The sequence below is a fragment of the Cobetia sp. MM1IDA2H-1 genome, from assembly GCF_002916775.2.
Taxonomy (GTDB): domain Bacteria; phylum Pseudomonadota; class Gammaproteobacteria; order Pseudomonadales; family Halomonadaceae; genus Cobetia; species Cobetia marina.
The window spans coordinates 1894765-1918857 of the sequence record NZ_CM133225.1; the positions used below are offsets into that span (position 1 = coordinate 1894765).

The following is a 24093-nucleotide window of genomic DNA, read 5'->3' on the forward strand; positions in this document are numbered from 1 at the left end:
GTTCGCTCGAGCCTCGAGGCAAGGTGTTGAGCAACGACGCTGCACGCCGCTATCTGCGCTGGAGCAAGCCGCTGGTCCTGTGCACCGGCCTGCTGCTGGCACCACAGGCATTGGCGCTGGATGCCGCGGTGAAAGGGCTGAAAGGTGCCGCTGCCACCAACGTGGTCAATTATCTGGCGGGGCTGACGTTGGAGGAGGATGTCCCGGCCGAGCGCTACGAGGACGAGATCATCCGGCGCATCCAGGAAGCGCTGCAGGCCTTCGGTTACTACGATGCCCAGATCACTCTCCGCTATCCCGAGAAGGGGTTGCTGGGGGGCGATGATGTGGTGGTGACGGTGGATGCCGGTGAGCCGGTTACCATCGAGACACTGGAGCTGCGACTCGAGGGCGACGCCGCGCGCGACAAGGTCATGAAGAAGGCGCTGGCCGATGCCAATCTCGAGGAAGGCGATGTGCTGCGTCACTCTCGCTACGACAGCCTCAAGTCGACTCTGGCGTCGCTCAGTCTCGAGCGCGGCTATTTCGATACCTCCTTCTCCCAGCAGCGCATCGAGGTGCGCCCCTGGTTGCACTCGGCACGCATCTATCTGGTCATGCAGAGCGGTCAGCGTTACCGCTTCGGCGATATCACCTATCTCAACAGCCAGATAGAGCTGGATCGCGTCAAGGCCATGCAGCCGTTCCAGACGGGGGATTATTACGAAGCCGGCAAGCTGACCCAGTTCAACCAGCGGCTGAGTGAGGCAGGCTGGTTCCGCTCGGCCGCCATCAAGCCACAGCTCAATCCGGGCGCCGAACTCAAGACCACCAGTCCTGACAGCAAGATCAAGACGCGCAACGTCAAGACAGCCTATGCCGAGGCACAGGGGTATGAGGGGTCATGGCTTGCCGATGTCGAGCGGACTGACGTCGAGCAAGACAGTCAAAAAGGCAGTGAGAAAGACCGTGACACAGAGACGAATCGTCGTGCTGGCGCTGGCGCGTCCTCACGATCAGCCTCGTCGGTGCCTCCCGGGCAGGCGACCTTGGCCGCCGGCGGTGCTGCGAGTGAAGCGGGTACTGATCAAGCCTCCGGCAGCGACACGCCGGTACTGACTGGCGATGCGCTGGAGGCGGCGGTCAAGACGGCCAACGGTCCCATCATTCCCGTGGATATCAGCCTGATTCCCGCCGACCGCCACAAGTTCGAGACGGGCATCGGTTACGCCACGGATGTCGGGCCACGCCTGCAGTTCAGCTGGGAGGTGCCGTGGGTCAATCGCTATGGCCATAGCATGACCAACAGCCTGTTCCTCTCCTCACCGGAGCAGACCTTCGAGGGTGAATACCGCATGCCATTGGCTGACCCGCTCAAGGACAGCTATGTGCTGGAGTACGGGGTGGCCATCGTCGACGACGATGATGAGACCAGCAATGAAACGACAGTGCGTTTCGGGCGTGAGTGGAAATTCGACAATGGCTGGCAGCAGAAGATTTACCTGGGCGCGAGCTATGACGACTTCACCATCGCCTCAGATACTGGTCAGGTGTTTCTGCTGTATCCGGGGGTCAGCTGGACGCGGACACGAACTCGTCCCAAGGCCTTCCCCATGTGGGGGGATCGTCAGAAGCTGACGGTAGAGTACGGCAATCAGATCTGGGGGTCTGATGAAAACTTCGTGTGGACCCAGTTCGATACCAACTGGATCCGCTCCATCGGCAACAATCACCGTTTCGTGGCGCGTGCCGGTATCGGTAACCTCGATACCGATAACTTCCACGGCATGCCCAACTCCAAGCGCTTTTATGCTGGCGGCGACAGCAGTGTTCGCGGTTACTCCTACGAGAGCCTCTCGCCGGAAGATGATGACGGGGATGATGAAGGCGGGAGTTCCCTGCTGACCAGCAGTCTGGAATATGACTACCGCCTGACCGGTGACTGGTGGGGCGCGGCCTTCTATGACGCTGGTAACGCCTTCGATGGCTGGGATGCCCTGGAGCTCAAGACGGCGGCGGGCATGGGGATTCGCTGGATCTCCCCGGTGGGCCCGATTCGCCTCGATATCGCCCATCCCTTCGATGATGATGACAACGATTATCGCATTCACTTCTCGATCGGGCCCGAGTTCTGATCAGCAGGCCTGATCCGCAGGTCTGATCGGGGGGCGAGACGGAGTGCCTCCTGAAGCCGGGAAGTGTGATCGCTGTATGGACGCGTGATCGGCTCTCAAGCGCAGCAAGCGCCTGCTCAGCTCAATCAGCTGGGTGGGTGAGCTGATAAAAGATATGGAGATGTTGGAATTGTCTAATCCCTATGTACGTCGGGGCGGCCTGGTCATCCGGTTGCTGATATGGCTGCTCGTGTTCCTGATCGGGCTAACGATGCTGCTGGTCGGGGGCGTGTTGTCCCCGTGGGGCACAGGGCTCGTGCTCGATCAGGCACGCTCACGTGGCTTCATCGATTATTCGCAGGCCTCAGGCTCACCGCTGGAAGCGCTGTCGCTCAAGGACGTCTCGCTGGACCTGCCGGGGCTGGCCGTCAATGCCGACTCCCTGTCGCTGGCCTGGGGCGAGGACTGTCTGCTCCAGGGCAAGCTGTGTCTCGAGTCGCTTGAGTCCAGCGGGCTCGCTATCACCCTGAGTGATAGCGGTGCCAGCGAGGAGCCTGAGCCAGATAGCGGTGAGAGTCTCAACGTGCCCATCGTGGTGCCGATTCCCATCGAGGTGCGCAAGGTCGCCATTGATGACTTCGCCCTGGCGCTGGCGGATGGCAGTCGCGTCACCTTCGATCACTTCCATACCTCGGCCGCGCTGTCGGTGAGTACGCTGACGCTGGGCGAGACACGCCTGATCACCAGTCGTTTCATTCCGGCTGATGCCGTCGCGGCTCAAGCGACATCAGCGACGTCTGACACTGTGAGTCTCGAGGGGGTGAGCCTCACGCCTGAGGCGCAGCAAGCGGCGAGCGCAGTGGTCAACGCTCAGAGGGTGGCGCCTCAAGCCGAGACCGCCGCCAGGGCCATCTCGAACAAGGCCATCACGGATGATGCCGCAGAGCCGGCTGGCAAGACTGTAGACAAGACCTCAGATGAGACAGCGCAGGCCGGGCGCATCGCCTTGCCGGAGGTCTATATTCCGCTGACCATCGAGGTCCCTGATCTGGCCATTGAAGACTTTGCGCTCAAAGGGCCGAGCCCGTATGAGGTCAGCCGTCTGTCGCTGGCGCTCAAGGCGGAAGGGCATGACATCACGCTCTCGCGTCTCGAGGTCGACTCGCGTGACGTGAATGCCGATCTCGTGGCGCAGGTCACGCTCAAGGACGAGTATCCCCTGAGCGCCACGCTCAATGCCGAGACCCTGATCGACCCCGTGCGTCATGAAAGGCTGCGCCTGTCGCTTGAGGGCTCGCTGGCGGATCTTGAGGCCTCTCTCAAGGCCGACGGCCCGCTGGCCGCCGAGCTTGTGGCTAGCGCGGATGTGCTGGACAGTGATCTGCCCTTCGAGGCGCGTCTGAGCGCCGAGCGGATCACCTGGCCCCTTGCCGCCGCCAATGACGCAGCGGGTGATGCTGCTCTTGCGCCTCAGAAAGAGGCCCAGACTGCGGATCAGGACAACGCGGCCAAGCACATCGCCAAGAGCCAGTCTGCCTCCTTCACGCCTGACTATATTGTCGAGAATCTGGCACTGGTCGCCAAGGGCTCACTGTCAGGCTATACGACCACGCTGGATGCCATCATCGAGGGCCGTGACATTCCGCGTGCCACCGTGTCATTGGCAGGCGACGGCGATCTCGAGCATTACCGTTGGCAGCCGCTCAAGATCGCGCTCAAGCGTGGCTCCGCGACGACCCGCGGTGAGATCCAGTGGAAGGAAGGACTCCGGGTCGTGGCCCAGTTGGCGCTCGACAAGCTGCATCCCGAGGATCTGCTGCCGGCCCCGACCGGTGGAGGGCAGAAAGCCGTGCGCGGTGAGCTGAGCGGCAATCTCGCGGCCAGCTTCCATCAGCCACTGCAAGGCCCGTGGGCCGTCGATGTCAGCAAGCTGGATATCCATGGCACCTTGCTCGAGCGGCCGCTCACGCTGACCGGCAAGCTTTCAGGCAATGCCGACATGCAGTGGAACGTCGACGCGCTGGAGCTGCGCCAGGGGCAGAACCGCCTGAGCGCCAACGGCAAGATTGCCAAGACCATCACGCTTGCCGCCAATATCGATTTCCCGGCGCTCTCGACCCTGATGCCGGATGTCGCGGGTGAGCTCAAGGGCAAGATCGATGCCACGGGCACCCTCGACAAGCCGCGACTGGCGAGCAACTTCACGGGACGACGCCTGCAGATCGGGGAGAATCGTATCTCCGACATGGCGCTGTCCGCCGGGGTCGATGCCCGCAAGCGTGGTGTGGATGACCCGGCACTGGATATCGCCCTCAACGCCGACGGCGTTCGGGCTGGCGGACAGCAGATCGCGACGGTCGCGCTGACGCTGGGGGGCTTCCTGAGCGATCACACCTTGCAGTTCGATACCGAGATGGCCGGCGAGATGCCATTGTCACGTCTGGGACTGACCCTCAAGGGCGGGCTCGACAAGGCGCGTGAGCATTATCGTGGGGCGCTGTCTCCGCTGACGGCGAATACCGACTTCGGGGACTTCAACTTCGACACGCCGGCACGCTTCGATGCCAATCTCGCCAAGGGCACCGTGCTGGTGCAGCCGTTCTGTCTGAGTCGGGAACAGGGGGGGCAGATCTGTGTCGCCGAGCCCTTGAGTGCGGGCAATGACGGCCAGGCCGTGGTGACGCTCGAGGGGATTCCCCTGGACATGGCCCAGAGCGCCATGCCGGAGAGCTGGACCATCGGTGGTGCCACGGGCGGCAAGATCACGGCAAGCTGGAAGCAGGGTGGCCAACGCTGGAATGCGGATGCGGAGCTGGCAGGCAAGTTGACACTGGCCGGGGAAGACGCCGATGGCAATGCCTGGTCGCTGCCGGAAACCACCTTGCAACTGGCGTTGGAGGCCACGCCCGAGAAGGCTGATCTCGATACCCAGATTCGCCTCGACAGTGCTGGCGGCATCGGGCTCACCGTGTCGGTCCTCGACCCGGCGGGCGCAGGTCAGCTGGATGGCTCGCTGGCCATCCGCGACATCGATCTCTCTCCGTATCGTCCGCTGGTGGCGGGCATGACTCAGCTGGAGGGCAAGCTGGCGGGTGACGTCAAGGTCGGCGGCAATCTGAGCCTGCCGTCGTTGACCGGCCCGATCGCGCTGACCGGCGTCAAGGTACAGGGTGAGGGGCTGCCGGTGTCGCTTTCGGATGCCCAGTTCACCGTCGACTTCGATGGCAACAGTGCCGATATCGAGGGGTATCTGGTGGGCAATGATGCGCGCTGGGGTATCGATGGCGAGGCGGCCTGGCCGACCCTGGATGACTGGACGGCGGCAGTGAATCTCGACGGTGCGAAGAATCCGCTCGAGCTCAATATCGCCGGGATCGGGCGCATGCGCGTCGCACCGGATCTGCAGATCAATGCCAGCCCTACGCTGCTCAAACTGCGAGGTGACGTCAATGTGCCGTGGACACGCATCGAAGTGGACCAGGTGCCGCCGTCTGCCGTGTCACCCTCCAGTGACACCATCATCATCGAGCGACCCAGTGATGAGGACACCTCCAACCCGGCTGAGCTGGCGGATGGCAGCGATACCGCCAAGGCGCTCAATGAGGCCGGCATGGCGCTGGATGTGAGGATCGGCATCCATATCGGGCCAGATGCTCGCCTGGAGGCGATGGGGCTCAAGACCAGGCTCAGAGGCGATCTCGATGTGCGCCAGTCCAAGGGCGGTGTGCAGGTCTTCGGTGAGGTCAATCTCGTCGACGGGACCTACAAGAGCTTCGGGCAGGACCTGCAGATCAGCAAGGGGCAGGTATTGCTGGCCGGTCCGCCCTCGAGTCCGCGTCTGAATATCGAGGCGATCCGTGATCCTGACAACACCGAGGACGACGTGACCGCAGGGGTGCGTGTGACGGGGCTTGCCTCCTCACCCAGCATCGAGATCTTCTCGGACCCCTCGATGGATGAGTCGTCGGCACTGAGCTATCTGCTGCGCGGCGAAGGCCTGGACAGCGATACCAGCAGTGACAGTGCGGTCACGTCCGCCTTGATCGGCATGTCGCTGGCGCAAAGTGGTCAGGTGGTCGGACAGATCGGCGAAACCTTCGGCGTGAGGGATCTGAGTCTGGACAGTTCCGGCAGCGGGGATGACAGCCAGGTGGTGGTCAGCGGCTATATCGCTCCGGATCTGAAGCTCAGTTACGGCGTCGGGCTGTTCTCGCCGATCGCGGAGCTGACGCTGCGCTACAAGCTGTTCCGCAATCTGTATGCCGAAGCGGTATCCGGTACGGCGCAGGCCGTGGATCTGCTCTACAGCTTCTCATTGGGTCGCAGTGAGCTGGCGCCCAGAGTCGGCAAGGACAGATGACACGCCAGGCCAATTGATTGCCACAGATTCAGCCCCCATCGATAGCGTCGGTGGGGGCTGTTTCGTTTTGCAGGGCGTTTTCCTGGGCGTTTCGCAGGGCGCGTCTTGCAGGGCTTGCAGGGCTTGCAGGGCTTATGTCAGAGATCGTGATCGTGCGCGTCAGCACCAGGCGCTGACGGTCAGCGTCATGCCGTGCAGCAACGCTTGATCTTCTTGCCGCTGCCACAGGGACACAGGCTGTTGCGCCCTGGCGTCAATGTCTGCCACTCGGCATCACCGTCGACATAACGCCAGTGATGGCCATCATGATGAAATCGGCTAAGTTCCTGCAATCGTTGGAACTTTCCCTGCTCGAAGAAGGTGGCGTGAAAGCGTACCATGCCGGTATCGGCATCTTGTCCGCTGTCCAGAATCTCCAACGCCAGCCATTGCGGGCCAGCACCTTCCAGGTCGGCGCGTGATGGGCAATGTGCCGCGTCCCAGCTGTCGATGAGGAAGTCGCTCAGCGAGAGGCAGAAGGCACTGTAGCGGGCGCGCATCAATTGCTCAGGGCGTTCGGCGAGGGTGATGTCCGCATGAATCGGCTGACAGCAATCGACGTAGCGTCGTGCCTCAGCGGTGTTGGGCTGGCAGGGGCAGATCTTGGGGGGCAGAGATGACATCATTGAACCTATACACGATTGCACGACGCGACACAGGAGAGAGTCCGCCATGTGGAAGACGCAAGACAAGCAGGCCATTCCCTCGGCAGAAGATGCCTTGCCGGGGCGCGAACAGCCGCTGCAGATAACGGGTACCCATCACGTCAATGGGCGCTCGATTGTACCTCCCTATCCCCAGGGATGTGAGGAGATCGTGCTGGGACTGGGATGTTTCTGGGGCGCGGAGCGTCTGTTCTGGCAGCTGCCGGGCGTCGTGGTGACGGCCGTCGGGTATGCTGGCGGCCATACGCCGAACCCCACCTACGAGGAGACCTGTACCGGCAAGACCGGACACACCGAAGTGGTACGTGTGGTGTTCGATCCGACGGTCATCGGTCTGCCGGAAATCCTGCGTGCCAGCTTCGAAGCGCACGATCCGACGCAAGGCATGCGTCAGGGCAATGACATCGGTAGCCAGTATCGCAGTGCGATCTACTACGTCGATGACGCCCAGCGTGAGATCGTCGAGAAGAGCCTGGCGGATTATCAGCAGGCGCTCAATCAGTCCGGTCTGGGGCGGATCACCACCGAGGTCGCTCCACTCGAGACATTCTATTACGCGGAAGATTTCCATCAGCAGTATCTTGCCAAGAATCCGGGTGGCTATTGTGGCCTGAAGGGCACGGGGATCAGCTGCCCGATCGGCTAGCTGGCGGGCGGCGAGCGCATGTACGGTCTGCCCTGATTGCGCTGCCCTGAAGAAACGCGAAAGCCTCATGGTGACCGTCAGCACGACGCCTGCCATGAGGCTTTCTGGTTGCTGGGTCCGCCTGCTGGGCGACGGCCGATCGCCCGGTCTCAGTCCGTCGTGGGGGAGGCCTCATCCTGGCTGCGTGAGCGACTCACCAGCAGCCATGCCAGTGCCACGAGCGGCAAGGCGCCACCGATCGCCATGATGCCATTCCAGCCGAGATGGGCGTAGATCAGACTGGTCAGCGCCGAGCCGATCGCACCGCCGACGAAGATGCTGGTCATGTAGATGGCATTCAGGCGGCCACGGCTCTCGGGGTCGAGGGAATAGATGGCGCGCTGGCCGAGGACCATATTGGTCTGTACCGCGAAATCGAGCAGCAATCCTGTCATGGCCAGTGCAACGACCTGTAGAGTCATCGGCATCAGCCCCGTCGCGAAGCTGGTACTGGCGAGTACCAGGGCGCCTACGGTGGCAATCGAGGTGTGGCCTGCGTCTGCCAGGCGTCCGCTGATCGGGGCGGCGACAGCTCCCAACACCCCCACCAGGGCGAACAGCGCGACCTGCGTCTGCGAAAAGCCGTGTTCGTTGACCAGCTCGAGCGGTACGGCACTCCAGTAGAGACTGAATGCCGCGAACATCAGCCCCTGATAGAGGGAGCGACGACGCAGTACCGGTTCATCACGCAGCAACTTGACGAGGGTCTTGAGTAGCGCGGGATAGCTTGAGGTATGGCGTGGTTGGCGGCTGGGGACCACCCGCCATACCACGCCCCCGACCAGCAGCATCAAGGCGGCACCGACGAAGAAGATGCAGCGCCAGCCGAAGTGATCCGCCAGCAGGCTGGAGGCGGGCCGTGCCAGCAGGATGCCCAGCAGCAATCCGCTCATGATGTTGCCGACCACGCGGCCACGGCTGTGTTCCGCAGACAGGTGAGCCGCCAGCGGGATCAGGATCTGCACCGAGACCGAGCTGACACCGATCAGCAATGACCAGAGCAGAAACGAGGAGGGAGCCTCCGCCAGCCCCGCCAGTACCAGACTCGCCGCCGAGATCAGGATCGTGGTGATCAACAGCCGGCGGTTTTCCAGCAGATCGCCCAGCGGTACCAGAAACAGCAGGCCAAGCGCATATCCTCCCTGGGTCAGCGCCACGATGAGACTGGCGCTGCTTTCTGACAGTCCGATGTCGCCCGCGATCATGTTGATGATCGGCTGCGAGTAATAGACATTGGCGACGATCGCGCCGCAGCAGAAGGCAAACAGCATCACCAGGGCGCTGCTGATGCCGTCGCTGGGGGTCGAGGAAGAGGTGTCGGAGGGAGTCATGCGTGATTGCCCCGTGTCATGAATGAAATCCATCATCGTCACGGGGAAGGTGAATCCCCATGGCCGCGTCGAAAGAACAGCTCTGACATGCGGTCAAGGGGACGCGACCATAAGGGCTGGATGGCGCAACTCTGGATTCCAGTCGGTCATGGCGTCAGTCAGCACCGATGTCACCGGGCAGGCGGCCTGACCTTCTGCTTGAGGCGATGCCGCCTGTCGTCTCGGCTTCAGCGATACCGCTGGCGATCCTGTTCAGCTTCGGCGAAGCGGTCGATCCACTGTACCAGCGCACCGTCACCCGCCACATTGCAGGCCGTGCCGAAGCTGTCCTGCGCCAGATAGAGCGCCATCATCAGGCCGACGGCGGCAGCATCGAACCCCAGCAGACTCTGGAGCACTCCGACCGATGTCATCGCGGCGCCGCCAGGCGAGCCCGGCGCGGCGATGATGGTAACCCCGAGTGCGGCAATGAACGGCAACAACGACATCAGGTCGGGCTGCGGCAATGCCGGCGTCACCAGGATGACACCGATGGCGCAGATGGTTAGCGTGATGGCGCTGCCACACATGTGGATCGTGGCAAGCAGCGGAATGGCAAAGCTCGAGACCGAGGGCGAGATATGATTCAGACGCGTCTGGCGCACGGTCACGGGGATCGTCGCGGCGGATGACATGGTGCCGGCGGCAGTGAAGTAGGCCGGCAACATGTTGCGTAGCGCCACCAGCGGTGCACGGCCGGTACTCATGCCACTGGCGAGGTAGAGAAGACTCAGCCACAGCCAGTGCAGGGTCAGAGCGAGAATCAGGATCATGCCGAAGCTTTTCAGCGTGTTGGCCACCGTGCCGGCGATGGTCATCTCGCAGAAGAGTCCGGCGATATAGAAGGGCAGTGCCGGTATCAGTGCCTTGGCGATGAAGCGCTCGACGATGTCACGACCACCGTCGGCAAAATTGCGCAGGCCATCATGGCCGGTGGCGGAGATACCGATCCCGAACAGGAAAGCCGTGACCAGTGCGGTGCTGATATCGGTCAAGGGGGGGATGTCCAGCGCGAAATAAGGTTGGAGCACCATCGGGTGACTGGCGGGCATCTGGGTGTGGCTCACGATATGTGGCACCAGTTCGAGACCCACCACCGCCGACATCAATCCGGCCAGCGTGGTAGAGGCATATGCCAGCACCATGGTCAGTGCCAGCAGCCGCCCGGAGGAGCGCTCGAGACGTGCGATGCCGCTCATGATGAAGAACAGGATGATCAACGGGATGGCATACTCCAGCAGCTCGCCGAACAGCACCTTGAAGGTGAGCAGGCTTCGCACGAGGATGTCCGGGGCCCATTGACCCAGCAGTACACCGGCGACGATGCCGAGTACCAGACGAAAAATGAGGTTCATTATCAGACCAATAGCCTAGGTATCAGGCGCGCAGTCTACCATCCTCGTGGCATCGCGACAGTGCAATCCTTCTTCTCTCTATATACCGTTATCTTATCATTGTTTCCTTTCAAAGTAATGACGGCGTCTTCGGGCCGGAAGACGTCTGTGAATCTGACCCGCGAAGGTCTCCGTGTGCTCGTCCCACGATACAGGACGTCAGTCACGCGGCAGGTGCTCGAACGAGGCGGCAGGCAACGTCAGTTACAGCGTTTCCTGCTGAACACTGTGACGCTGACGGGAGTGTGACAATGCTGACCAATCCGTGAGCTGGCGCGTGATTCTGCGCGCCAGCCAGGACGACAGACGACCGCGCCGCCACTCGATGAAGCCGACATGCCCGCCGCGTTCGCTCAACTCGATCCGCACCGCTTCAGAGGGCTGCGGGAAGCGCGAGAACAGATCACGAGGCATGAAGGGATCGTCCAGCGACTGCAATATCAGGGTCGGTAGCTCGATGTCTCGCAACAGCCGGCCGGCCGAGGCGCGGGAGTAGTAGTCACTGGCCGAGGAAAACCCATGCAAGGGCGCCGTGACTTCGTTGTCATAGGCCCAGAAGCTGTTCAACTGCGTCAGCTGGTGTGCACCGATGGAGATGGGCAGCGGCCCGTTGGCCAGCTTGGCGGCCACCTTGGCTTTCATGCTCTTGAGCAGATGTCGCTGATAGAGTCGCGAGCTGCCCTGATTCAGCACGTCGGAGCTTGCCGCGAGATCCAGTGGTGCGCTGATCGCGATCGCCCCGGCGAGGTCCAGCCCATCTCCGCCTTGTTCCGCCACCAGCTTGAGCAGCATGTTGGCTCCGAGAGATACGCCACAGGCCACCTTGAGGGCATGAGGGTAACGCCTGCCCATCTCCCCCAGAACCCAGTAGGCATCCGCCGTGTCACCACTGTGGTAGGCCCGCGGCAGTCGGTTGGGCGATTGCCCGCACCCCCGGAAATGCATCAGCACGGGCCGCCACCCCAGACGCGCTGCCGCATTGAGCAGATCCCGAGCGTAGGGCGACTCCAGATTGCCTTCCAGGCCATGGAACAGCACGAACAGCGGGGCGTCATCGGACAGTTCAACTTCCCGTTCGCGACGGCTGTTGCCATCACTGGTCACCCAGGAGAGTTCGACGAAATCACCGTCCGGCAGGTTGAGTATCTCGGTGCGGCGAGACAGCGGGGCGCGGGGCAGCAGGCGGGGCAGCAAGGTCTGGACATGGCGATTGCGCAACCCCAGAGCGGGCCGGAACTCGGAGGTGAAGATCGAATGAGGCATGACGCTGACTCCAGAGACAGGAAATCCCGAGCAGGGGCATCGCGCGCCACATGCCAGGATTTCCTGACTTCCATTCAGTGATTCTTTACGTCTGATACCAGGACTGGCTGCATCATTTCATTATCCATCGGTCACTGCTAGTTGCACTGCAGCATGATGCGCCGTCGTCGGTCAGGTCACTGCGCTGCTCACAATCCGGTGTCGGGGCTGCGCGTCAGGTTCTCGGCGCCATCGGCGGTGATAACCAGATTGTCCTCGATTCTGACACCGCCATGAGGCGCCAGGGCGTCTACCAGTGACCAGTTGATCGCCTCGCCCCGTGCATCGTTGCGCAGTGGCTCGAGAAGCATGGGGATGATGTAGCACCCCGGCTCGATGGTGATGGCCATGCCGGTCTCGAGTACGCGGGTCAGGCGCAGCATCGGGTGACCTTCCGGAGGGTGACGCACCTCACCGCTGGTGTGATCCGGAATTCGACCCGCGACATCATGCACCTGAAGTCCCAGCAGGTGCCCGAGACCATGCGGACAGAAGGCGGCGGTGATGCCTTGTGCGACCTGCTCCTCGGCAGGCAGGGAAACCACGCCCAGTTCACGCAGCAGCTCCCCCAGCTCACGATGCATTTCCAGGTGAAGCTCGACGTAATCGACCCCGGGCGCCAGTCTGGCGATCAGGCGCTTCTGGAGTGCCTCCACGCCCTCGATCAGTGAGCGGTAAAGGGGCAGCGCGTCATCACCCGCCCAGCTGCGGGTGATATCGGAGGCATAGCCGTGCACGCTGGCACCGGCATCCACCAGCAGGCTGCGGCGGGAATCAGGCGTCTGCAGGCCATAGTGCTGGTAATGCAGTACCGCGGCATGTTCGTTGAGGCCGACGATATTGCCGTAGGGCACATCGGATTCGCGTTGGCGGGACGCGCCGAGATACGCCAGCTGGATATCGAGTTCCGCACCGCCTTCCATGAAGGTCCGCCGGGCAGCCAGGTGGCCACGGGCAGCGCGCAGGCTGGCCTCTCTCAGACAGGCGATCTCGAATTCGCTCTTGCAGACGCGCCCCTCGTCCAGCTGACGGACAAGCCCGAGCGGATTGGGCAGCGCCTCAAGCTCGCTGACCACCTCCGGCTGAAGCTCGGCGATCTCACCCACCAGCGCCACGCGGCCCTCGGGACGCTCCGGCAGTGTCGGCTTGCGCAGATGCACGATCTCGAAGCACGCAGCCCAGGGGGCGATGTCAGGTGTCGGCAACGTGGGCGACAGGTGCCAGAAATCATCAGGGGCATACAGATAGAGCGTTGGACGCTCACCCGGACGAACCAGCAGCCAGCTATCGCTCAGGCCTGCCATCGGCACCCAGTGAAGGAAGTGAGCATGGGACTTGAAGCTGGCATCCTGGTCATCGGCGAAATGCCGTTTCGGCTTGCCGCTATGCAGCACGATGGCGTCCAGATCATGCTGTTGCATGGCAAGCTCATAGCGCGCCTGCAGCGCCGCCAGATGCGCGCGATGTGCCTCGGCATGGGTCAGTGCGGGGTCATTCAGGCGAGGTTCGAACATCTGTCTTCCTTATGTCAATGTGGTTCAGAGCTGCGCTGTCGCCGGCGAGTCCTTCAGGTCAGTCCGCCGGACTCCGGTGGCTTGCCAAGCCGCGACCATAGCTCACTGACGCTGGCGTGACGTGGCTCGCGCGGGCGATAGAGTCGAATATGCAGTGGCAGATCCCAGCGTTCATCTCCGGCGCGCACCAGCTGCCCGCTGGCCATCTCCGCGGCCGCCAGACGCTGTGGCAACCAGCCGATGCCGTAGCCCTGCAGCACCAGTGCCTTGATGTTGGCTGCCTGGATGTTCTCGTTCATGGTCACCAGGTGTGCCTGGACGGGCACCTGAGCCAGGTGAGCCGTCAATGAGGTCGCGATGACGGCGCGGGGGTGAGGGCTGATGAACGGCAAGGGATTGCGACGCGTGCCCGGCAGGGGGTGAAGCGGGCTGCCATCCGCCTGGGGCGCGCATAGCGGAATGAAGCACTCCTCACCGACTACCAGGTATTGATAACTGTCCAGCTCAAAGCCGAGGTCCACACGTGCCTGAGGCCAGTAACACATGGCCAGATCACACTCGCCGCGATCCAGACCATGAAAGTAATCCGCCGCCAGCCAGCCCGTCGCACGCAGATAGGGAAACACCTGCTCCCGCAGCTGGTGCTGATCCAGCCATTCGGGCAGGAAATGTGATACCAGCGATTGCGGCGCACCGAGCGAGATCTTGCTGGCCTGCTGCTGGGCCATGTCCTGCAGACGTTCACGCGTGATGCGTACCCGCTCGGTAATCTGCTCGCACAGCTGGAGAAACTCATCCCCGGCAGGGGTGAGTGACAGTGGCAAGGTCTGACGATTGATCAATGTGGTGCCCATCTCCTCTTCCAGCAGTTTGATACGGCGAGAAAAGGTGGGCTGAGAGACATTCTGTGCATCGGCTGCCCGTGAAAAGTGACGGGTCTGAGCCAGAACGATGAAGTCTTCGAGCCAGCGTATTTCCATGGATTCGGTGTGCCTCGTCGGCCTGTCGACAGGCCATGTCAGGAGGTCGGGCGCACATCTCTGCGGACGTGTCACACCAGGGTATCTTGCGGGGAGGTCAATGGCGCCATGCCCGGCAGCGTTCATCGTGACGATTCGCTACCGGGCGGATTGACCCCTTGGTCAATATCGGATCTGCGAGATGTTGCCCTAGACCGAGAGTGGGATGCAATCGTCGATCCGTCGATGTCGACCCGAAAGTCCACGCCAGGCATGTCATCAGACGGCAAGGCAGTCGGCTTGCGCCGGCTGCCTTGGACATCGCCATCCGTGCCCCGAGGGCCGGGCCCTGAGGCACGGGGCAACTCACCACGGAGTGGCATCTGGGCAGGTGTCCTGCTCAGTCGATTCTGCCTTCCTCGACGGCATGGCAGGCCACCTGACCACCCTCGATGGCGATCAAGCGCGGGATCTCCCGACGGCAGCGTTCATTGGCATGCGGGCAGCGGCCATGGAAGACGCAGCCCGATGGCAGATTCACCGGGGTCGGCACCTCACCCTCCAGGCGGATGTGATTGGGCTTGTCATCATGCAGGCGCGGTATCGCCGACATCAGTGCCTGGGTGTAGGGATGTCTGGGGCGAGCGAACAGCGAGCGAGTGTCCGCCAGCTCACACAGGGTCCCCAGATACATCACGGCGACACGTGTCCCGAAGTGTTCTACCACGGCAAGATCATGGGTGATGAACAGGTAGGTCAGATCCCGCTGTTCCTGCGCATCCATCATCAGATTGAGCACCTGAGCCTGAATCGAGACATCCAGTGCCGAGATCGGCTCATCGGCGACGATGAACTCGGGGTCCACCGCCAGTGCGCGGGCAATCGAGATGCGCTGGCGCTGGCCACCGGAGAACTCGTGGGCATAGCGCTTGCCCCAATCCGGGTCGATCCCCACCGAGCGCATCACTTCCTCGATCTTGTCTCGGATCTCACCATCCTTCAGTGTCGGCTGGTGGAAGCGCAGTGGCTCCTCCAGCGTCTGCTGGATGGTCATGCGGGGATTGAGCGACGCATAGGGGTTCTGGAAGATCATCTGCATGCGACGGCGATAGGGCAGCAGGTCCCTGGGTGCCATGTCATCGATACGTGTCCCGTCGAACCGTATCTCCCCGCCACTGGGCTTGAGCAGCCCCATCACGGTACGTGCGACCGTCGACTTGCCACAGCCGGACTCGCCGACGACACACAACGCCTCGCCCCGCTTGACGTCGAGAGTGACGCCATTGATGGCATGCACGTACTCCTGCTTGCGCCGCAGGCGTCCCTTCTCGAAGGTCAGCTGTTCGAGGAAGTCACCGGACAGCGAGAAACGTTTCTCGAGATCGCGGATCTCGACCAGGGTGTCGCCGAGCGCGGCACTTGTCCCGCTGGCGAGACGCTCCTCTGGTGTAAGAATGGCCTGACTCATGCGTTCACCTCCGTTCGGGGAGCCTGGGAGGCATCGGTGACGATCGGGGTCCACGACTCTCCTTTCACCATCGCCTGCACCATGTGACAGGCCACCTTGCAATTGCCGGATGCCACGAAGGCGGGCACCTGCTCATGACAGACATCCGCCGCGAAATCACAGCGCGGATTGAAGGCGCAGCCAGCCGGAATCTTGGTCAGTGTGGGCATCGAGCCGCGAATCTGATTCAGGCGACTACCGGGCGTGGCCATCTGGGGCAGGGCGTTGATCAGCCCCTGGGTATAGGGGTGCTGGGCATCATTGATGATCTCGCGGGTCGGGCCCTGCTCGATCACGCGGCCCGCATACATCACCAGGGTGCGCTGGGTCACCTGGCTGACGACACCCAGGTCGTGGGTGATCAGGATCAGCCCGACATTGTGCTTCTCGCACAGCAGCAGCAGCAGCTCCATGATCTCGGCCTGGATGGTCACATCCAGTGCGGTGGTCGGCTCATCGGCGACGATGATGTCCGGGTCCAGCAGCAACGCGATGGCGATGATGATGCGCTGACGCATGCCACCGGACAGCTCGTGCGGGTACTGATCAAGACGCTTTTCCGGTGAGGGAATGAAGACCTGATTGAGCTTGTGCAGGGAGATGGCGCGCGCATCCTTGCTGGAGATGCGACGGTGCGCCTTCAAGCACTCGATCATCTGTTCGCCGATGGTCAGCACCGGATTCAGCGTCATCATCGGGTCCTGGAAGATCATCGAGATGCGATTGCCGCGAATCGATTGCATCGCCTTGGGCTTCATGGTGTTGAGCACTTCGCCATCGAATTTGATCTCGCCGCCGGCGATGTAGCCGGGCTTGGCGATCAGATTCAGGATGGTGAAGGCGGCGACCGACTTGCCGGCCCCCGACTCGCCCACGATGCCCAAGCGTTCGCCGCGTTCCAGCGTGAAACTGACGTCGCGCAGGGCGCGGACCTCGCCGCCTCGCATGGCGAAGCGGACATCGAGGTGGTTGACTTCAAGTAATGCCATTGTCTTGATTCCTCGCGGCTTCAGCCCTTGTAGAGGCGGGGGTTCATCACGTCACGCAGCCAGTCGCCCAGCAGATTGATCACCAGTACCAGCAGAATCAGCACGCCACCAGGAATCAGCGTGATCCACCAGCTGCCTGACTGCAGATAGTCGAAGCCGGATTTGATCAATGAGCCCAGTGACGGCTGGGTTTCCGGCATGCCGAGGCCGAGGAAGGACAGCGCCGCCTCCGAGATGATCGCGTTGGCGATCTGCACGGTGGAGATGACGAAGATCGGCGACAGGGTATTGGGCAGAATGTGGCGGAACATGATGCGGCGGGAGCGGAAGCCCATCACCCGTGCGGCATCGACATATTCCTTGCTCTTCTCCGCCAGCACGGACGCCCTGACGGTGCGCGCATACTGAGGCCATTCCGCCAGCCCGATGATCAGGATCAGCAGGATCAGCGCATAGTCCGAGAAGGCGGCGCCACCGAAGGTCGCCTTGATGATGGCACCCACCACGATGGCCACCATCAGGGTCGAGAACGACAGCTGGATATCCGCCATGCGCATCAGGAAGGCATCGACACGTCCCCCCAGATAGCCCGCCAGCAGCCCGAAGGTCACGCCGAGCAGCGCCTGCAGAATCACGGCACCGAAGCCGATCAGCAGCGACACGCGCGTGCCGTACAGAATGGTGGAGAGCAGATCCCGCCCCTGGGCATCGGTGCCCAGCAGGAAGGCCGGATCACCACCCGCCATCCACGCCGGCGGAAGCTCCGAGTTCATGATGTCGATGGTGGCCAGGTCATAGGGGTCCGCCGGGGCGATCCACGGGGCGAGAAAGGCCCCGAGCACCATGGCGATGAAGACCAGCAGGCAGGCCTGGGCCATCCAGTCACGCTTGAAGCTGTAGACCAGATAGGACTCACGGAAGCGCTGCCAGCGTCCGGGCACCGCGATGGAGCTGGTCTTCGGAGTGACGGGCGTATGGGTCTCGGAAGTGGAATGGCTCATGCCGATTTCCCCGCAAGCTTGACGGTGGGGTTGACCAGACCGTAGATCAGGTCGACGAGCGTATTGGTGATCACGAAGATCACGCCGACCATCATCAGGTAGGCCACGATCAGCGGAATGTCGGAGCGGGTGATGGCCTCGAGGAACATCAGGCCCATACCCGGCCACTGGAAGACGGTCTCGGTCAGGATGGTGTAGGCCACCATGGTGCCGATCTGCACGCCGCCGACGGTGATCACCGGCAGCATGGTGTTCTTCAGTGCGTGCAGGAAGTAGATGCGCTTGAGGCCGATCCCCTTGGCACGTGCGAACTTGATGTAGTCCGACTGCAGGACCTCCATCATCTCGGCGCGAATCAGGCGGATGAACAGCGGCAGCATGATCGAGGCCAGCGAGATGGCCGGCAGTACCAGATGCCAGAGGCCATCGGCGGTGAAGAAGCCGCTGGACCAGGGGCCTGCCACATGGACCAGCTCACCCCGCCCGTAGGAAGGCATGCCGCCATCGGTGGAGAGCATGCCGTTCAGCACACTGCCCCAGGGGGTATCACCGGGGAACCAGTCCACCGTGACGCCGATCGCGAACAGCTGGATCAACACGATGGCGGTCAGGAACACCGGCACCGAGATCCCGATGATCGAGGTGCCCATGAACAGGCGTGACAGCCAGTTGCGTGGGCGGATCGCCGCGAACACGCCGATGGGGGCAGAGAGCAGGATGATGATCAGGCTCGAGGCCATCACCAGTTCCAGCGTGGCGGGCAGGTGCTTGAGAATCACCTCGGTCGCTGGCTGCTTGTAGAAATACGAGGTACCGAGATCCCCTTGCAGGGCATTACCGGCAAAACGCAGATATTGGGTGATGAAGGGGTCGTTGAGCCCCATTTCATCGCGCATGACTTCACGCTGGGCTTCTGACACGGCCTGGCCGGTCATCTCGCGCAGCGGGTCGCCCAGGTTGTCCTGAATGGCGAAGCTGATGATGCTGATCACGAACATGACCAGTACGGCGTGCATCAGGCGTTTGATCAGAAAGGCAATCATGGATCGCCACCTTCCTCGTGAACATCACGGTCTCGCGCGCGGCGGCCTGGTCTGGCTGGCCAATCGCGCTGGGTGTCAGGAGTCCCGCCTGTCGCTGGCCTGTCATCGGGCACAGGCTCCCCAGCCCATCACCGAGAGGCGATGACCTAGGGGAAGGAACAGGCGGGGGTAAGTCGTCGCCTTCAGCCAAGCAGGGCAACCAGAGAGCTCACGTTGCCTATCTCCGGTTGCCTGACTTGCCTGTCGCGAGGGGTGTGCGTGGCCAGGAACATGGCACTGGACGATGCAAGACGGTTCAGTGCCTGTTGCTCACTCACTCACGGCGTGGGATCAGTCCTGGTCGATGACCAGATCACCCAGGTACGGGAAGTTCATCACGTTGAGGACCGGCTCGATGTTGACGCCATCACGCGCGCCCCAGGCAAGGTTCTGCCAGTGCAGCGGCACGAAGCCGGCATCGTCGTAGACGGCTTTCTCGGCAGCCTGCAACATCTTGGCGCGCTTCTCGGTGTCGGTCTCCAGATTGGCCTCGGTGACCATCTTGTCGACGTCCGGGTTGCAGTAGTTGCCGGAGTTGTACTGACCGACACCGCTGTCGGCATCCGGGCAGAAGGTCAGGAATTCGAAGAAGTTGGCGCTGTCTTCGGTATCCGAGTGCCAGCCGATCATCATCATGTCGGCCGCACGTGCATCATATTCCGGCCAGTACTGGGCCTTGGGCAGGGTCTTGAGGTCTACCGTGATGTTGATCTTGGCCAGCATCGAAGCGACGGCCTGAGCGATCTTGGCGTCGTTCACATAGCGGTTGTTGGGCGCCATCATGCTGATCTCGAAGCCATCCTCGTAACCCGCTTCCTTCATCAGCTCCTTGGCCTTGGCCACGTCATAGCGCGGTGTCAGCTCAGGATTATGGCCCTGATAGCCATCCGGCGACATCTGGGCGGCGGGGGTCGCGAAGCCCTTCATCAGCTTCTGGGCGATGCCTTCCTGATTGATGGCGTAGTTGACCGCCTGACGGACACGCTTGTCCTTGAAGGCTTCGACACGTTCCTGGTTCATCTGGAAGGTGATGATGCGGGTGCCGCCCATCTCGACCAGGTGCACGCCGTCCTGCTTGCGGATGCGTTCCAGATCGGTCGGCGGTACCGGCGCGATGAAGTCCATGTCGCCGGAGAGCAGCGCCGCGACACGGGTGGCGTTTTCCTTGATCGGCGTCAGCACGATGTCGTCGACATTGCCCGGGGATTCGGTATCCCAGTAATCCTCGAAGCGCTCGAAGCTGATCTTCACGCCTTGCTGACGGTCGGTGACCTTGTAGGGGCCGGTACCGGACTCGTTGCGTGAGGCAAAGGTGTTGGCGGCCTTGGCGATCTCATCCTTGGCCTTGCCGTCTTCGGTCTCGCCGGAATAGAACTTGCTGTCCATCGGGAAGATGTAGGTCGCGGCATTCAGCACCAGCGGGAAGGGCTTGTCGGTCACCAGATCCACGGTGTAATCATCCACTGCCTTGACGTCAGTGAACGGTGCGAAGATGGCCTTGAAGTCAGCACTCTTCCTGAGGCGCTCGATGGTCCAGACCACATCCTTGGCGGAGAAGTCATTGCCGGAATGGAACTTGACGCCTTCGCGCAGATGGAAGCGCATGGTGTTGTCATCGACACGCTCCCAGCTCTTGGCCAGACGGCCATCGAAGCCCAGGTCCTTGTTCCAGCGAATCAGCGGGTCATAGACCATGTGCGACAGCTGCAGAGTGCCGCCGGAGAGTTGCTCGTGGATATCGAGCGTGACCGGGTCTGCGTCGTAGGCCATGCGCAAGGTGACATCTTCGGCCAGGGCTGGTGTCGCCATGGCCAATGTCGCGCTGCCGATCAGCGCGCACAGGGTCTTCTTTTGGAAGAGGGACTGGAAGGCATTCTGACGGGTCATGAGCTTCCCTTTGCTTGTGATGTTTGGTTGTTCTTGTGGCTCTCTTCGCGTTGTCTCCCTCAGGGCGACACGCAAGGATGCGCTTTCACAGTAGTGAGACACGCCGCACAGAGACAATCGAAATGTTGACTAGCCAGATTCAGGCCGTGAATAGCGGTGTCGACAAAAGCGCAACACACACGTTGCTGGTGCATCACGAGGCAAGGGCGTCTTGCATGGCGTTCGTTGGACGATGGCAAGTGTCGTTCAGGACGGTTGGTTAAGTCTCTTGCCTGTGTCACGTGGGGAAAGCGTGACTGGTGATAGCATTCCGACAAAGGCGGTTGAAGGGATATTCTTATTCAATTCAATGGCTTGATGGCGATATGCATCCTTGCTCATCGAAAGGTGGCAAGAGAGCCACGCCATCGTGTCCTCTCGCGAGTCGGGCAGACGACGGAGCCTGTCTTGCGGAGATGACGGCGGGGAAATTCTTGACGAGGCGGTGTTCCCGGACGAGGAATCCGAGATTGCCTGGAAGGAAACGATGAGGCGCACCGTTCTGGTGCGAGGCTTGATTCGCGACTAAGGTCTAGTCGTTGTGCGCAGTCTCGCGGGCGTCATACACCCGAAATCAACGCTGCAACGTGACACGCCTCCCGAAAGGAAGGCGTGTGGGTCGCGCACCGCTGACGAGCCGAGAAGCCTCAGGCGTGGAGGCAGAGCAGGGTGCGCCTGCTCACTTACTCATTTCACTTACTCATTGCTGCCGGCGACAGGCGTCAGGCGGTCAACCCGATAGAGGTTCGGCACCTGGGAGAGACCGCTGATGGTGCACTCCAGGTTGTTGACGCGACCATCCGAGAGGCCATAGACCCAACCGTGGATCTGCAGATTCTGACCGCGCTCCCAGGCACGCTGGAGAATCTTGGTACGCGCCAGGTTCTGTACCTGAGAACGCGCATTCAGCTCACACATGCGGTCGACCTGTTCGTCCAGCGGCAAGTCCTTGAGCTCGGCGTGATGCAGGTTGTAGAGCTCGCGCAGACTGTGCAGCCAGTAGTCCACCATGCCGTTGTCCCCGCCGGTGATGGCAGCGCGTACACCACCACAACCGTAATGGCCGACGATCATGATGTGCTCGACCTTGAGGACATCCACGGCGTACTGGATCACGGACAACGCATTCATGTCGTTGTAGTGAATCAGGTTGGCGACGTTGCGGTGAACGAAGACTTCACCCGGCGGGAGATCGATGATCTGGTTGGCGGGGACGCGTGAGTCGGAACAGCCGATCCACAGATAGTCCGGATTCTGCTGGTCGGAGAGTCGCTTGAAGAAGTCAGGATCGCGCTCGGTCATGGACTTGGCCCAGACCTTGTTCTGCTCCAACAGCTTTTCAATATTGCTCATGGCGAGGGGACCACTTATCAGGATGACGGGGCAGGGGAAGATGTTGTACAGACATGCTTGCCGCCGCCAGGCCCTCTGCAATGCAATACGTCAACATCGCAGGCCATCGTGAGCGGCGCATGTTGTAACTTTTGTCTAACATCATTGGTATTTTTACCGCGCGATGACCTGCAGGGTCAACCAGCAGTCACGATGGCGGATGACCGCGGCCCACGTCATGGGGCTGCCGAGGGGCATGACTCCTGATACCATGTGGCCAATTTACCAAGGAGATTCCCGTGTCCGATCAGACCCAACAGCCTGTGACAGGCCAGTTTGACTTCGACCTGTTCGTCATTGGCGCCGGTTCCGGCGGTGTGCGTGCAGCGCGTACTGCCGCAGCCACCGGTGCACGCGTTGCCGTCGCGGAAGATCGCTATCTCGGCGGCACCTGCGTCAACGTGGGTTGCGTGCCGAAGAAGCTCTACTCCTATGCGGCTCACTACCATGATTCCTTCAAGGACAGCGCAGGTTTCGGTTGGAACATCGGCGAGGCTCCCCGGTTTGACTGGGCCACTCTGCGAGATCGCAAGACCGCCGAGATCACGCGCCTGAACGGCATCTACCGCAACATGCTCAACAACTCCGGCACCACGCTGATCGACGGCCGTGCCACGATCGCCGATGCCAACACCGTCGAAGTCAACGGCAAGCGCTATACCGCCGCGAAGATTCTGGTGGCTACCGGTGGCTGGCCTTTCCTGCCGGACTTCCCGGGCCGTGAGCATGCGCTGGACTCCAACCGCATCTTCGATCTCGAGCAGTTCCCCAAGCGCTTCTTCGTCATTGGCGGCGGCTACATCGCCGTCGAGTTCGCCAGCATCTTCAATGGCCTGGGAGCCGAGGCGCATCTGAGCTATCGCGGCGAGCTGTTCCTGCGGGGCTTTGACGATGAAGTGCGCGCCTTCACGCGCGACGAGATGGCCAAGAAGGGCGTCAACCTGCACTTCAACACCACCGTGCAGTCCATCGACAAGCAGGGCGATGTCTATCAGGTCAGCCTCAGCGATGGCCAGGTGCTGGAAGTCGACTGCATTCTCGCCGCGACCGGTCGCAAGCCGAACATCGATGATCTCGGGCTCGAGAATGTCGATGTCGAGCTGAATGCCGACGGTACCGTGCGCGTCAATGAGCGCTTCGAGACCACCACCCCCTCCATCCTGGCACTCGGTGACATCACCGGCGGGCCGGAGCTCACGCCGGTCGCGCTGGAAGAGGCCATGCATCTGGTTCGCGCACACTTCGGTGATGGCGTGGTCGGTGGCCTGGATTACGACACCATCGCGACGGCCGTGTTCTGTCACCCCAACATCGGCACCGTCGGCCTCAGCGAGGAAGCGGCGCGCGAGAAGTTCGACAGCATCCGTGTCTACACCGCCGATTTCCGCCCGATGAAGCACACGCTGTCCGGCAGTGACGAGCGCAGTCTGATGAAGCTGATCGTCGATGATGCAACCGACAAGGTCGTCGGCGTCCACATGGTGGGGGATGAGGCAGGCGAGATCATGCAGGGCATCGGCATTGCCGTACGTGCTGGCTTGACCAAGACCGACTTCGACCTGACGGTCGGTATCCACCCGACCGCTGCCGAAGAATTCGTGACCATGCGCAGCGTGACCCGCACTTGACGCCTCATGCAGGCGACGGTGAGGAAGCTCTGGGCTATTCCATGGGCAGCGTTACCATTCGTTGACATTCGTCAGCGATCGCCAGATTGAAAAAAACGCCTCGCGGCATCACCGCGGGGCTTTTTTTGTGCGCGAAGGGCGCTTGACCAGTGAATTTCTTGTCTGCCAGTTCAGGTCACCACATGAT

16 protein-coding genes are annotated in these 24093 nt (G+C 61.8%); 4 read left to right on the forward strand and 12 right to left on the reverse strand.

All coding sequences use genetic code 11. From position 1 onward, the window contains the following. Positions 1-26: 26 nt before the first annotated feature. Positions 27-2114: an autotransporter assembly complex protein TamA gene (gene tamA, locus BOH68_RS08110; RefSeq protein WP_170877426.1), complete on the forward strand. Its 2088-nt coding sequence runs from the start codon at positions 27-29 to the stop codon at positions 2112-2114. Positions 2115-2274: 160 nt separating this feature from the next. Continuing rightward, positions 2275-6453 (forward strand): autotransporter assembly complex protein TamB, encoded by a 4179-nt coding sequence (gene tamB, locus BOH68_RS08115; protein ID WP_170877425.1) that lies wholly within the window; start codon positions 2275-2277, stop codon positions 6451-6453. A 185-nt stretch (positions 6454-6638) separates the two neighbouring features. Here tamB and BOH68_RS08120 read toward each other — a convergent pair whose 3' ends face one another. Next, complete coding sequence (locus tag BOH68_RS08120) at positions 6639-7115, reverse strand: YchJ family protein (RefSeq protein ID WP_077377363.1); 477 nt, start codon at positions 7113-7115, stop codon at positions 6639-6641. A 49-nt stretch (positions 7116-7164) separates the two neighbouring features. Here BOH68_RS08120 and msrA point away from each other — a divergent pair, with 49 nt between their 5' ends. Beyond that, positions 7165-7803, forward strand: a complete 639-nt coding sequence (gene msrA / locus BOH68_RS08125; protein ID WP_077376454.1) for a peptide-methionine (S)-S-oxide reductase MsrA — start codon at positions 7165-7167, stop codon at positions 7801-7803. Between the two features lie 149 nt (positions 7804-7952). Here the strand turns inward: msrA and BOH68_RS08130 are convergent, their stop codons facing one another. The 11 genes from BOH68_RS08130 to can all read right to left on the reverse strand — a co-directional run bounded on the left by BOH68_RS08130 (position 7953) and on the right by can (position 22239). Further along, a complete protein-coding gene (locus BOH68_RS08130) occupies positions 7953-9173 on the reverse strand; it encodes an MFS transporter (RefSeq protein WP_077377360.1) in 1221 nt (406 codons plus the stop codon). A gap of 227 nt (positions 9174-9400) precedes the next feature. After that, positions 9401-10567 carry a dicarboxylate/amino acid:cation symporter gene (locus BOH68_RS08135; RefSeq protein WP_077376451.1) on the reverse strand — a complete coding sequence of 389 codons (1167 nt, stop codon included), beginning with the start codon at positions 10565-10567 and terminating at the stop codon, positions 9401-9403. A gap of 243 nt (positions 10568-10810) precedes the next feature. Further along, the gene (locus tag BOH68_RS08140; protein ID WP_077376448.1) at positions 10811-11869 is read right to left on the reverse strand and encodes a hydrolase; all 1059 of its coding nucleotides are present in this window, start codon (positions 11867-11869) and stop codon (positions 10811-10813) included. A 188-nt stretch (positions 11870-12057) separates the two neighbouring features. Beyond that, positions 12058-13422, reverse strand: a complete 1365-nt coding sequence (gene pepQ, locus BOH68_RS08145; RefSeq protein ID WP_077376445.1) for a Xaa-Pro dipeptidase — start codon at positions 13420-13422, stop codon at positions 12058-12060. 53 nt (positions 13423-13475) lie between these two features. Next, entirely contained in the window at positions 13476-14402 is a 927-nt protein-coding gene (locus tag BOH68_RS08150) for a LysR family transcriptional regulator (protein ID WP_077376443.1), read from the reverse strand. Between the two features lie 379 nt (positions 14403-14781). Next, a complete protein-coding gene (locus tag BOH68_RS08155; RefSeq protein WP_077376441.1) occupies positions 14782-15849 on the reverse strand; it encodes an ABC transporter ATP-binding protein in 1068 nt (355 codons plus the stop codon). Then, positions 15846-16877: an ABC transporter ATP-binding protein gene (locus BOH68_RS08160; protein WP_077376438.1), complete on the reverse strand. Its 1032-nt coding sequence runs from the start codon at positions 16875-16877 to the stop codon at positions 15846-15848. Before BOH68_RS08160 ends, BOH68_RS08155 begins: the two co-directional genes overlap by 4 nt. Before the next feature lie 20 nt (positions 16878-16897). Further along, on the reverse strand, positions 16898-17878 hold the full coding sequence (locus tag BOH68_RS08165; RefSeq protein ID WP_077376435.1) for an ABC transporter permease: 981 nt from the start codon (positions 17876-17878) through the stop codon (positions 16898-16900). Further along, on the reverse strand, positions 17875-18921 hold the full coding sequence (locus BOH68_RS08170) for an ABC transporter permease (protein ID WP_077376432.1): 1047 nt from the start codon (positions 18919-18921) through the stop codon (positions 17875-17877). The genes BOH68_RS08165 and BOH68_RS08170 overlap by 4 nt, the downstream gene beginning before the upstream one ends. Positions 18922-19251: 330 nt before the next feature. Next, positions 19252-20847 (reverse strand): ABC transporter substrate-binding protein, encoded by a 1596-nt coding sequence (locus BOH68_RS08175; RefSeq protein ID WP_077376429.1) that lies wholly within the window; start codon positions 20845-20847, stop codon positions 19252-19254. Positions 20848-21582: 735 nt separating this feature from the next. Beyond that, the gene (gene can, locus BOH68_RS08180) at positions 21583-22239 is read right to left on the reverse strand and encodes a carbonate dehydratase (protein WP_077376424.1); all 657 of its coding nucleotides are present in this window, start codon (positions 22237-22239) and stop codon (positions 21583-21585) included. A 278-nt stretch (positions 22240-22517) separates the two neighbouring features. Between can and gorA the strand changes: the two genes are divergently transcribed. Then, positions 22518-23906 (forward strand): glutathione-disulfide reductase, encoded by a 1389-nt coding sequence (gene gorA / locus BOH68_RS08185; protein ID WP_258038267.1) that lies wholly within the window; start codon positions 22518-22520, stop codon positions 23904-23906. Positions 23907-24093: the final 187 nt, after the last annotated feature.